Raw genomic sequence first — 10,224 nt, 5'->3', positions numbered from 1 at the left:
TGCGCCAGCATCAGCGCAATGGCTTTTTCCTGGTCAAGGTCCTGCCTGTCCGCTTCGTCGAGCTTGCGGAAGGTCGTTCCGGCGCGGTTCAACACCGTTTCCCACCCGGCTTCCTTGCACCAGCGCTCGAGATGCGGGCGGTCGATACCTTCGGCCTTGTAGTCATGAAAGCGATAGGCAATGCCGCGGCCGTCGAGCCAGGTGCGCGCCTTCTTCATCGTGTCGCAGTTCTTGATGCCGTAGATCGTAATCGTCATTTCCATGCTCCAGCGTCATCGTCGTGCGGTCCGGGGAAACCGTCCGGAATCACACGATTTGAGAGGGTGGCAGGAGTGATAGCCGCCCAATGCGCGGGAGGGAAGACCGAGAACTGGCGTCAGGTCACACCGGCGTAGCGGCCGGGCTTGTGGTTGATCGCCAGGGTCATGTTGACGACGGCCGCACCGATGACCGAAAGCACGAGGTTCGATGGCGGCAGCACGAAGAAGGCGGCAGCCAGAATGGTGAGATCGACCGCAAGCTGGAAATATCCGGCACGGATGCCGAACCTCTCCTGGAGATAGATCGCCACGATGTTGATGCCGCCAAGGCCGGTGCGGTGGCGGAAGAGGATCAACAGGCCCATGCCCATCAGCCCGCCACCGACAACCGCCGCATAGATCGGGTCGAGCCGTGCTATCTCCACCCAGCCGGCCGTCAGCCGAGAAAATAGGGAGACGAGGCTGACGGCGATGAAGGTGCGCAGCGCAAACATCCAGCCGAGCCGTTTGACCGCCAGGATGTAGAAGGGCAGGTTGACGAGCGAAAAGACCAGCCAGAACTCGGCGCCGGTCGCATATTGCAAAAGCAGCGCCAAGCCCGACGTGCTGCCCGTGAGCAGCATCGCCTTGCTGTAGATGATGATGCCGAGCGACATGATCAGCGTGCCCGTCAGGATCGCCAGCGCATCCTCGTAGAGGCGATGGCGTTCGGTCGGGATTTCTGTCGCGTCGATGCTGCGCTCGGCCATCATGGTCCTCAGAGGTTCTTGAAGTTGGCGATGACGCCGTCGACTTCCGCCGTCTTCAGGCCGGCAATGTTGATGCGGCCGGAACCGGGCATATAGATGCCGTGCTCGTTCCTGAGCCGCATGACGTCGGCCTCGGCGAGCGGCAGCAGCGAGAACATGCCTTCCTGGCTGGCCACGGCGCCGAGCGCCTGCCAGCGGTCACGCAAGCCTTCGGCGAGCGCGCGGCGGATGTTGGTGATGCGCAGCCGCATGGTTTCAAGTTCTTCTTGCCAGTCACGCTTGAGCTCGGCGTCGGCAAGGATCATCCGCACGATGGCCGCACCGTGATCCGGCGGCATCGAGTAGCTGGTGCGTGCGAGACCTGCGAGGTTGGACCGGACCGTATCGGCAGAGGACGACGAAGTCGTCACGGCGAAGATCGCGCCGGCGCGCTCGCGGTAGAGGCCGAAGGACTTGGAGCAGGAAACGGCGACCAGTGCTTCGGGCACGACGCCGATCAGGTGGCGGAGACCGGCCACATCCTCGTCGAGGCCGCGGCCGAAACCCTGGTAGGCGAGGTCGATCAATGGCAGCAGGCCGCGCTCGGCAATGACGGCGGCAAGCTCCATCCACTGCGCTTGCGTGATGACGCCGCCCGTCGGGTTGTGGCAGCTGGCATGCAACAGCACGGCATCGCCGGCGGCAGCGCCCTGCAGCGCCGTCATCATGTTGTCGAAGAGGACGGTCTGTGACGGCACGTCGAAGAACGGGTAGCCGGCTGGCTCAAGGCCAGCGGTCTTGAAGATGCTGGCGTGGTTCGGCCAGCTTGGCAGGCCGATCCAGATGCGCTTGCCGCCCATCTGGTGAATGAGGTCGGCCGCGAGCCTGAGCGCGCCGGAACCGCCCGGCGTCTGCACGCCGGCGATATGGCTGCGATCGATGGTATCGCCACCGACCAGCGTCCAGAGATGATCGATGAAGACGAGATCGCCCTCGGGGCCGACATAGGACTTGCTGTCCTGCGTTTCGAGCAGGCGCGTCTCCGCTGCCTTGACGGCGCGGAAGATCGGGGTGTGGCCGGTTTCATCGCGGTAGACGCCGACGCCGAGATCGACCTTTCCGGGGCGTTCGTCCTTGCGGTAGAGCCCGATCAGGGCGAGCAACGGATCGTCGGGTTGGCGGGTCAGAGCGTCGAACATGCCGGAAATTCCCCCTTGAGTGGCAGCGATGCGTTATCGGTCGAGAAAGCCTGCCGGCCGCCGTTTCTCCGGCTGCCCTGCGGTCTCCTTCATAAGTCAGCGCATGCGCAAAATCGATGCGATTTTTGCCACGGAGACAATATGGACAGCGTGCTATTTGCGCAAAACTCTGCAATTGATTTGCTGATTTGCGCGCTAGGGGCCGACGATGGTTGAAAAGGTGGCGATGGAACTGGATCAGGTCGACCGACGGATCATCCGTCTGCTGGTCGAGGATGCGTCGTTGAGCAACAACGAGCTGGCAGCGCGCGTCGGTCTCTCGCCGGCGCCGCTGTCGCGCCGCCTCGCCAGGCTCTATGCGACGGGCGTCATCCGCCAGACCGTGGTGGTCGATCCGAAGGCTGCCGGCATCGGCTTCCAGGCCTTTGTCGAAGTGACGCTGGAGCGCACCGCAAGCAAGGTCGGTCACCGCTTCATCGAGCTGGTTTCGCGCATGCCTGAGGTGGTGGAGTGCCACACGGTCGCTGGCGACTTCGACTTTCTCCTGAAGATCGCGGTGCGCGACGTCGCAGACTACAAGAGGCTGCTCTGGAGTGAGTTCGAGCAGATTGCCGAGATCAAGACGCTGCGATCGACCATCCTTCTCGACAGCCCGAAAATGACGGCCGCCACCTTGGGTGACGGTCGCTGAATAGGGCGAGCCGAGACACCTTCACGCCGTCCCGGGATTGCTCTCAGGCCTCGAGTGGTCCTGGCTTGCGCGCAGCGCTGGAAGCCGTGGCGCAGGCGATCTTCATCAGGTCCGAACGTCGCCGCGCAAGCCGCGTCGAGACGCGGGTGACGATCAGCCCATCCTGCGGCGCGCGAACCTCCAGCGCGCCGTCAGGCCGGCCGGGACGGGTGAGAATGGTCGCGAGCAGGTCGCCGGCCTTCACAGTCTCGCCGATGTCGCGGTGGAACAGGATTGCGCCCGCCTCCGGTGCGCGGATCATCTCGATATTGTCGAGCGGTGCGACGATGCCGGCGAAGGGTGCGATCGTTTCTTCGTCACCGGCAACAACGCCGCGGGCGACGAGGAAGCGGAAGACACCGTCGGCGTCCTTGCGCGCAAGCTCCGGATAGACGTCGCGTGTGCCGCGAAGCTCGACGGTGACCGAAAGGCGTCCCGGAAGGCGTGCCTTCTTCTGCCCGCTCTCGTATTTCCAGGCATAGGCGACGGCCTCCTCGAAGGCGGAGCTTTCGCCATCCGAGAGGAAGACCGCCTCCATGTCCAGCGCCGAGGCTAGGTCCCCCGCCTCGGGCCAGAAGGCGTCGTCGATATAGGCGTATTGCAGCGCCTCGTCGTCACAGTGAAGGTCGAGCATCAGGTCGGCGTCGAGCGCCATATGCAGCAGCTGCCGCTTCAGGCGATCCGTCGCCGAGTAGCGGTCGAGATCGTCGATCAGCCGGTCACGGTCGCCAAGCGCGATCAGCGGGAAATCGCGGTTGAAGTTGGTGCGCGAACCGAGGTCGAACCGCCCCTGCAACTCGCCGAAGTGCGACTGCGCCGTGCCGATCGGGTTCGCCTGCGGCACGACGGTGATGTCGCCGAGAATGGCGCCGTCTTTCTCCGCCTGCTGCAGCCGCTGCAGAAGGAAATGGGCGAGTGCGGTGCCCGGCAGTTCGTTGGCGTGCAGCGCCGCCTGGATATAGGTCCTGGGTGCCGCAGCGCTCCTGCCCTTGAAGCGGTAGACCGGCAGGCGCCATTCGATACCGGGCGTATCGCCGGCGATGATGATTTCGGAAATGTCCATGGAGCTCCTCCCGTATCGTTTATTGCTGGCGCTTATCGGCATTCCCACAACACTCCGCAAGTCGCTAAGAACAGGGGTGCGGTCTTGGCTTGCGCTGAAGCTGCTTTGACTTTGACACGAGGGGGAGGGCTGTTGTCCCCCGAGACCGTTCCAGAGGGAGGAGCTTGAACCATGATCCTGATCGGCCAGTATGACTCGCCTTTCGTGCGTCGCGTCGGCATTGCGCTGGTGCTCTATGATATCCCGTTCGAACATCGCCCCTGGTCGTCCTTCGGCAATGCGGACGCGCTTCGCGCCTACAATCCGCTGACGCGCGTGCCGACGCTGGTGCTCGACGACGGGACGGCGCTGACGGATAGCCATATCATTCTCGACTACCTCGATAGCCTCGTCTCGCACGATCGGGTCATGTTCCCGCGAACCGAGCCGGCGCGACATCGGGCGCTGAGGATCGCTACGCTTGCCACGGGCCTCGGCGACAAGGCCGTCAGTCTCTTCTATGAAAAGCGCCTGCACGGTGAAGTCTCGGCTGTCTGGGTCGATCGATGCCGCCGCCAGATCGAGGAAACGCTTGCCGTGCTGGAAGGAAGCCGCGCGGAAATCCAGAGCGAGTACTGGTTCTCGGAGCGCATCGGCCATGTGGATATCGCCGTTGCCGCCGTGTTGCGCTTCCTCAACGAGGTGCATCCCGAACTCGTCGCGATTTCCAGCTACCCCCGGCTGCACGCGCATGCCGGGAAGCTGGAGGCGCTGCCCGTTTTCCAGGCGATCAGCCAGCCGTTCATTCCACCGGCCTGATGCAATTGTCGAGGGTAGTCGGCCCGGCCATGGCGAACCAGGCAGCCGGCGAAAGTCTTCCATCATCCGGTCACAAACGGGGAGGATTCTTTCGGTGAGGCCGGCGTTCAAGAGCCTCTTGGGCGTTTGATGCCTCTTGAAAAAGGGGAATTCCCATGAAGATTACCCGTATTGCAGCAATTGCCGCCCTCGCGTTTTCCCCCATCCTTCTGACATCCCCCGCGCACGCGTTGAGCATGACCGAATGCAGCGCGAAATATAAGGCCGCGCAAGCCGCCGGCTCGCTCAACGGGATGAAATGGAATGACTTCCGCAAAGCACAGTGCGGAACCGATACCGCTGCCAAACCCGCAGCCATGACGAGTGAAGAACCAACGACCGCCAACACCGACAACGCGCCCGAGCCGGCGGCGACGACCGCAAAGGCGCCGAAGGGCGTGGTTTTCCCGAAGGCAGTCGATCCGAAATATTCAAGTGAATCCGCTGGAAAGGCGCGCATGCACACCTGCCTCGACCAGTACAAGGCCGACAAGGCAAACAATTCCTTGGGCGACCTTACCTGGATCAAGAAGGGCGGCGGTTACTACAGCATGTGCAACACGCAGCTGAAACACTCCTGAGGTCAGACATTCGCGAAGCGACATCAGCGAGACCGGTGTCGCTGCCTGATGTCGTGGCTGCCTTTGGTTGCCGTAGTCGGCGCGCGACCAAAGGCTGGCCATTACGTGCCATCCTCCTCGTTGGTGCGCTGCATCGCGCGGAAGACACAGCACGCCAGTTCGAGATCGGAACCCAGACCGAGGGCGCAAGGCGTTGCCGCCCTAGGTCGGCGGCATCTTCTCGAATTTCACCAAGGCCGGATCGAGCTGGTCCCAGGCATGGCCGCGGATCGCATAGGTCACCGCCTGCGGCTTGTAGCGGCCGGGATCGTCCAGGCTTGCTGCGCGAACGCTGAAGAACTCCGGCATTGCCGAAAAGGTCATGTAGACGGGCGAGCCGCAGGTGGGGCAGAAACCGCGCGTCTTCACATGACCGCTGTCGGCGACCATGTCCCAGTGCGTCGCCTCGCCTTCGAGTTTCACGCCGTCGCGGCGGAAGGTCATATGCGATCCATGCCCGGTTCCGCTTTCGTGCTGGCAATCAAGACATTGGCAGTCGTTGGAGAAGACCGGTTCTCCGGAGATTTCGTAGCGGATCGCACCGCAGGCGCATCCGCCGATATAAGCCTTGCTCATACATTTCCTCCTGTTGCGGGCACGGCAAAGCCTGGCGCGCGGCCGCAAGTGCGACGCCAACCATTGTCTTTGCCTGTTTCGGGTTTGTGAGGTGCCGGATCACCGTGACGATCCGGTTTCGGCTTTCAGCGCTGTTCGTCGGAGACGGCGCCGAGGCGCGACAGAACCTTCGGCCAGCCGTTGCTCATGTTCGCGTAGGCACTGTCGTTCTTCGGCGTGACGAAGCCGGAATGCACCAGGCGCAGCCGGGTGCCGGTGTCGACCTTTGTCAGTGTCCAGGTGACGACGGTATCGAGGCGGGACCCGTAGCCGGCATTGCCTTCATGCCCGCCTTGCCAGGAGTAGACGAAGCGCTCATGCGGACGTACCTCCAGGACCTGGCAACGAATGGTCCCGTCCCAGGCGCCGGCGGGCGTCGTCTGGAAGGTGAAATGCGTGCCTTCCACCGCTTGAAACCCTGCCGGCGGCATGATCCAGCGGCCCATCAATTCGCCGTTGGTCAGCGTTTTCCAGATCGTCTCGGGCGTATGCGGAAAGACCTCGTCGACGACAATGTCCTGCGTCTCGAGTTTCAGAGCTGCTGCGTCGGTCATGGATCGATCTCCTTGAGAAGAGTGCGCAGATTGGCAAAGCGGTCGCGCCAGAAGGTGCCGTAGTGGCTCATCCAGTCGACCAGCGGCGCCAGGCCCTCGGGCTCGGCGCGGTAATAGACGTTGCGGCCCTCCGGACGCTCGGCGACGAGACCCACCTGCTTCAGCGACTTGAGGTGCTGCGAGATCGCCCCCTGCGTCACACCGCTGCCGCGCGTCAGTTCGACGACGGTGATTTCCTCGGCATTGGCGATGCGCTCGAACACGGCGCGACGTGTCGGATCGGCAAGGGCACGCATGACGGCGGTGATAGGGGCGGTTTCGATCATCATGGCTAAATCATTAGTGCATACTGATTGATTAGTCAACACTATTGATTAAGGCGGCAAGCAATCCGGCATGAAGGCACGCCCGAGGCGTGCCTTCATGCCGGATTGCTTGCCGCCGGCGCACTTCAATGCGGGCTCGCCGTCGGGCGCACGATGATCTCGCTGACGTCGACATCATCCGGTTGGCCGATGGCATAGGCAATCGAGGAGGCGATGGCGTCCGGGCTGATGCAGATGGCCCGCCATTCCTTCATCGCCGCGCGCGCGGTGGTATCGCTGATCGTATCGGCGAGCTCGGACGTCGTCGTCCCGGGCGAGATGACGGTGACGCGGATGCGATCAGTCTCCTGCCTCAGGCCATCGGAGATGGCCCGGACGGCGAACTTGGTCGCGCAGTAGACGGCGGCCGTCGGCGACACCGAATGCCCACCGATCGAGGAAACGTTGACGATCTGCCCGGACCCTTGCGCACTCATGATCGGCAGGGCCGCCGCAATGCCGTAGAGAACGCCCTTGATGTTCACGTCGACCATGCGGTCCCACTCGTCGACCTTGAGTGCTGCCAGCGGCGACAGCGGCATCACGCCGGCATTGTTGACGATGACGTCGAGGCGGCCGAATTCGGCTTCGGCAAAGCGGGCAAAGGCAGCGACGTCATCGCGGTCGGTAACGTCGAGCATGCGAAAGCGGATCTCGCCGCCGGCGGCGGCGATTTCGTCGGCGATGCGCTCCAGCCGATCGGACCGGCGGGCGCCGATTACGACCCTGGCTCCGGCGGCCGCCAATGTCTTCGCTGTGGCTTCGCCGATGCCGCTGCTTGCGCCGGTGATGGCCACGACTTTTCCTTGAACATTCTCCATGGGTATTGTCCTTTCGAGGGGTCCGTTTCTGATTGGGGTGTGGTTCGTTCCACTTACCGGCAGAGGGGCGTCGATTGCTCGGGGGAGGGCTATCAGCGGCGGCGAAGGATCATGCCGCCATGGTGCAACGTGTCACGGTCGACGAAGTTGCCGTCCGCCGTGAAGCCGGTATCGTCCCAGTACTCGATGTGCGTCCCGGTGATTTCGTAGCGCCCGCGATAGGCGCTCTCCCGTGTGCCTCGGGCCTCGTCGTAGCGCCCGCTCGCCAGTAGTTCGTGACGCACGTAACCGTCGTCGGTCACCCACATGCCCACATATGGGTGTTTTGCCGTTTCGCTTTCACTGTGCTCCACTTGGGCATTCTTGCCCGGTGTCTTGCCGCCTGCCTCCGCCGGGGTTGCGTCGCCGGCAGTGACGGCCAGTGCAAGCCATGCGGCTCGCGGAAATAGGGAGGTCGCCATGTCTGTCTCCATCTCGTTCGGTCCGGCGTAGACGCTTTGCCTTTGCTCCGGTGAAGCAGAAGATAGAAAAGGCGATCTGATCGATCGAGTTGCCAATCGGGGATGACGTGGTTAGAAATTCTAACCAATGATCGATACACTCGAAGGAATGTCCACATTCATCGCCATCGCCGAGGCGCGCAGTTTTCGCCTTGCCGGCGAGCGGCTTGGCGTCACCCGCTCTGCCGTCAGCCAGGGCTTGCAGCGGCTGGAGGATCGCCTGGGTGTGGCGCTGGTTCAGCGCACCACTCGAAGCGTCCGCCTGACCGAGGCCGGCGAGCAGCTTTATGCCAGCGCTCGTCCGGCCCTGACGGACCTCGCGACGGCGCTGCAGGCGGTGACGGAACTGCGAGCGCGGTCGCGCGGCCGGCTTCGCATCAGCGTTTCGTCGATTGCAGAGAGCTTCCTGTCGGGCGCGGCCTTGGCTGCGTTCATGGAAGCTTACCCGGATATCAATCTTGACCTCACCGTGACCGATGAGGAATACGACATTGTGCGCGAAGGCTTCGACGCCGGCGTTCGGCTCGGCGAGGTCATCGAACAGGACATGATCGCCATTCCGGTGTCGCAGGAGCAGCGGCAGGTGGCCGTGGCGTCGTCGCATTACCTCTCCCGCTGCGGCGCGCCGCAGCATCCGCGCGACCTCGTCGCCCACACCTGCATCGGCTGGCGTGCGCGGCCGGATATTGCCCCCTACCGGTGGGAGTTCACTGAGGATGGCCGTGACTTCGATGTTGCCGTCGAACCGCGCGTGACGACCAACGACATGAACACGATGGTTCGGCTTGCCTGCGCCGGCGCCGGCATCACCTTCGGCATGCGCGAGACCTTCGAGCCCTATATGGAGCGGGGCGAACTGACGCCGCTGCTGGAGGGGTTCTGCCCACCGTTCCCCGGCTTCTATCTCTATTATCCGCGCCGACAGCAGCAGCCCCAGAAACTCCGCGTGCTTATCGAGCATCTGCGAGAGTGGAGCCGGCAGCACCGAGCCAGTGTCCGCTAGCATCTGCCGAGCGGCTCGGAGACAAACAAAAAGGGCGAAGCTTCGCGCTCCGCCCCTGTATCGTTGTCGGTCGGCGTAGCTTACTCGCTCGCTTGAGCCGCCTGCTCGATGAGCGCCGCAACGGCGTCCGGCTTCGAAACGTAGACGGCGTGGCTGCCTGCAGTTTCGACAACAGTCGAGCCGGCGCGTTTGGCCATCTGGCGCTGGGCAGCCGGCGGGATCATGTGGTCGTCGGTGGCGACGAGGTAGAAGCTCGGCTTTTCCTTCCAGGCCGGCGCGGTCACAGTGCCGGCGGCCGCTTCGACGCCCCAGGGAACCTGGGAGTCGGCCATGAAGGCCGCAGTCTCGGGATCGACATCGGCCGCGAAGGCTGCGGCGAACTTCGCCTTGTCGAGCGAAAGGAATCCATCCACCGGCGGCAGGATCGGCGGAACGGGTGCACCGGCCGGCGGGTTGGCGATGAGTGTGGAAACCGACTCGCCCTTGTCCGGCGCGAAGGCGGCGATGTAGACGACGGATTTTACCTTCTCGTCGGTGCCGGCTTCCGAAACGACCACGCCACCATAGGAGTGGCCGACGAGCACGACAGGGCCGTCCTGCGCGGCGATCGCGCGCTTGGTAACGGCGACATCGCCAGCAAGCGTCAGGGTCGGGTTCTGCACGATGGTGACGTCATAGCCGTCCTTCTTGAGGATGTTGTAGACGCCCTGCCAGCCCGAGCCATCTGCGAAGGCGCCGTGTACGAGCACGACATTCTTGGCGGCAGGGGCGGCCTGGGCCGGGGTGAGCGCGCTTGCGGAGAGGGCGAAAGCGGCAGCGGTGATCAGGGACTTGAGCATTTCGGGTCTCCTTGGTTGATTTATTTCGCAACAATGATTATCGCGATAATCATCTTATACGCCGACTCAAAATTTTTGTAAAGATACTTA

At 63.3% G+C, this 10,224-nt stretch carries 13 protein-coding genes and 1 pseudogene; 4 read left to right on the top strand and 10 right to left on the bottom strand.

Annotation, left to right across the window (positions count from 1 at the left end; all coding sequences use genetic code 11):
• From I8N66_RS19225 to tatA, 3 genes and pseudogenes are all read right to left on the bottom strand, one after another.
• Positions 1-257: pseudogene (locus I8N66_RS19225) on the bottom strand (arsenate reductase); the annotation flags it as partial.
• A 119-nt stretch (positions 258-376) separates the two neighbouring features.
• Positions 377-1,009 carry a YitT family protein gene (locus I8N66_RS19220; RefSeq protein WP_113536738.1) on the bottom strand — a complete coding sequence of 211 codons (633 nt, stop codon included), beginning with the start codon at positions 1,007-1,009 and terminating at the stop codon, positions 377-379.
• Positions 1,010-1,017: 8 nt separating this feature from the next.
• Positions 1,018-2,187, bottom strand: a complete 1,170-nt coding sequence (gene tatA, locus I8N66_RS19215; protein ID WP_113536737.1) for a tyrosine aminotransferase — start codon at positions 2,185-2,187, stop codon at positions 1,018-1,020.
• Between the two features lie 208 nt (positions 2,188-2,395).
• Between tatA and I8N66_RS19210 the strand changes: the two genes are divergently transcribed.
• Complete coding sequence (locus tag I8N66_RS19210) at positions 2,396-2,878, top strand: Lrp/AsnC family transcriptional regulator (protein WP_113536736.1); 483 nt, start codon at positions 2,396-2,398, stop codon at positions 2,876-2,878.
• A gap of 43 nt (positions 2,879-2,921) precedes the next feature.
• On the opposite strand, the gene I8N66_RS19205 is transcribed toward I8N66_RS19210, so the two are convergent.
• Positions 2,922-3,980 (bottom strand): succinylglutamate desuccinylase/aspartoacylase family protein, encoded by a 1,059-nt coding sequence (locus I8N66_RS19205; RefSeq protein WP_113536735.1) that lies wholly within the window; start codon positions 3,978-3,980, stop codon positions 2,922-2,924.
• 171 nt (positions 3,981-4,151) lie between these two features.
• On the opposite strand from I8N66_RS19205, the gene I8N66_RS19200 reads away from it, so the two are divergent.
• Both I8N66_RS19200 and I8N66_RS19195 read left to right on the top strand, forming a co-directional pair.
• Positions 4,152-4,778 (top strand): glutathione S-transferase family protein, encoded by a 627-nt coding sequence (locus tag I8N66_RS19200; RefSeq protein ID WP_113536734.1) that lies wholly within the window; start codon positions 4,152-4,154, stop codon positions 4,776-4,778.
• A 155-nt stretch (positions 4,779-4,933) separates the two neighbouring features.
• Positions 4,934-5,398 carry a hypothetical protein gene (locus I8N66_RS19195; protein WP_113536733.1) on the top strand — a complete coding sequence of 155 codons (465 nt, stop codon included), beginning with the start codon at positions 4,934-4,936 and terminating at the stop codon, positions 5,396-5,398.
• Between the two features lie 201 nt (positions 5,399-5,599).
• Here the strand turns inward: I8N66_RS19195 and I8N66_RS19190 are convergent, their stop codons facing one another.
• The 5 genes from I8N66_RS19190 to I8N66_RS19170 form a co-directional block, all read right to left on the bottom strand.
• Positions 5,600-6,013, bottom strand: coding sequence for a GFA family protein (locus I8N66_RS19190; protein ID WP_291156707.1), 414 nt, complete (start codon positions 6,011-6,013; stop codon positions 5,600-5,602).
• Between the two features lie 125 nt (positions 6,014-6,138).
• On the bottom strand, positions 6,139-6,606 hold the full coding sequence (locus I8N66_RS19185; RefSeq protein WP_291156704.1) for an SRPBCC domain-containing protein: 468 nt from the start codon (positions 6,604-6,606) through the stop codon (positions 6,139-6,141).
• Complete coding sequence (locus I8N66_RS19180) at positions 6,603-6,932, bottom strand: metalloregulator ArsR/SmtB family transcription factor (protein ID WP_291156783.1); 330 nt, start codon at positions 6,930-6,932, stop codon at positions 6,603-6,605. The genes I8N66_RS19185 and I8N66_RS19180 overlap by 4 nt, the downstream gene beginning before the upstream one ends.
• Positions 6,933-7,057: 125 nt before the next feature.
• Positions 7,058-7,792 carry an SDR family oxidoreductase gene (locus tag I8N66_RS19175; RefSeq protein WP_113536730.1) on the bottom strand — a complete coding sequence of 245 codons (735 nt, stop codon included), beginning with the start codon at positions 7,790-7,792 and terminating at the stop codon, positions 7,058-7,060.
• A 92-nt stretch (positions 7,793-7,884) separates the two neighbouring features.
• Positions 7,885-8,253 (bottom strand): Atu4866 domain-containing protein, encoded by a 369-nt coding sequence (locus tag I8N66_RS19170; protein WP_113536729.1) that lies wholly within the window; start codon positions 8,251-8,253, stop codon positions 7,885-7,887.
• A gap of 127 nt (positions 8,254-8,380) precedes the next feature.
• Between I8N66_RS19170 and I8N66_RS19165 the strand changes: the two genes are divergently transcribed.
• Entirely contained in the window at positions 8,381-9,295 is a 915-nt protein-coding gene (locus I8N66_RS19165; RefSeq protein ID WP_291156698.1) for a LysR family transcriptional regulator, read from the top strand.
• 80 nt (positions 9,296-9,375) lie between these two features.
• Here the strand turns inward: I8N66_RS19165 and I8N66_RS19160 are convergent, their stop codons facing one another.
• Complete coding sequence (locus tag I8N66_RS19160; RefSeq protein WP_291156695.1) at positions 9,376-10,134, bottom strand: alpha/beta hydrolase; 759 nt, start codon at positions 10,132-10,134, stop codon at positions 9,376-9,378.
• Positions 10,135-10,224 lie beyond the last annotated feature (90 nt).

Origin of the sequence: Ensifer sp. SSB1 (genome assembly GCF_016652895.1) — a bacterium.
In the GTDB taxonomy this organism is placed as follows: Bacteria; Pseudomonadota; Alphaproteobacteria; order Rhizobiales; family Rhizobiaceae; genus Ensifer.
The sequence above is the reverse complement of the archived record's forward strand: the minus strand, read 5'-3'. Positions and strand labels throughout refer to the sequence as shown.

Bases quoted from the DNA above. Each gene is read 5' to 3' on its own strand.
- tatA (WP_113536737.1), bottom strand. From the start codon at position 2,187: ATGTTCGACGCTCTGACCCGCCAACCCGACGATCCGTTGCTCGCCCTG.
- I8N66_RS19185 (WP_291156704.1), bottom strand. From the start codon at position 6,606: ATGACCGACGCAGCAGCTCTGAAACTCGAGACGCAGGACATTGTCGTC.
- I8N66_RS19180 (WP_291156783.1), bottom strand. From the start codon at position 6,932: ATGATCGAAACCGCCCCTATCACCGCCGTCATGCGTGCCCTTGCCGAT.
- I8N66_RS19165 (WP_291156698.1), top strand. From the start codon at position 8,381: ATGATCGATACACTCGAAGGAATGTCCACATTCATCGCCATCGCCGAG.
- I8N66_RS19175 (WP_113536730.1), bottom strand. From the start codon at position 7,792: ATGGAGAATGTTCAAGGAAAAGTCGTGGCCATCACCGGCGCAAGCAGC.
- I8N66_RS19170 (WP_113536729.1), bottom strand. From the start codon at position 8,253: ATGGCGACCTCCCTATTTCCGCGAGCCGCATGGCTTGCACTGGCCGTC.
- I8N66_RS19210 (WP_113536736.1), top strand. From the start codon at position 2,396: ATGGTTGAAAAGGTGGCGATGGAACTGGATCAGGTCGACCGACGGATC.
- I8N66_RS19205 (WP_113536735.1), bottom strand. From the start codon at position 3,980: ATGGACATTTCCGAAATCATCATCGCCGGCGATACGCCCGGTATCGAA.
- I8N66_RS19160 (WP_291156695.1), bottom strand. From the start codon at position 10,134: ATGCTCAAGTCCCTGATCACCGCTGCCGCTTTCGCCCTCTCCGCAAGC.
- I8N66_RS19220 (WP_113536738.1), bottom strand. From the start codon at position 1,009: ATGGCCGAGCGCAGCATCGACGCGACAGAAATCCCGACCGAACGCCAT.
- I8N66_RS19190 (WP_291156707.1), bottom strand. From the start codon at position 6,013: ATGAGCAAGGCTTATATCGGCGGATGCGCCTGCGGTGCGATCCGCTAC.
- I8N66_RS19200 (WP_113536734.1), top strand. From the start codon at position 4,152: ATGATCCTGATCGGCCAGTATGACTCGCCTTTCGTGCGTCGCGTCGGC.
- I8N66_RS19195 (WP_113536733.1), top strand. From the start codon at position 4,934: ATGAAGATTACCCGTATTGCAGCAATTGCCGCCCTCGCGTTTTCCCCC.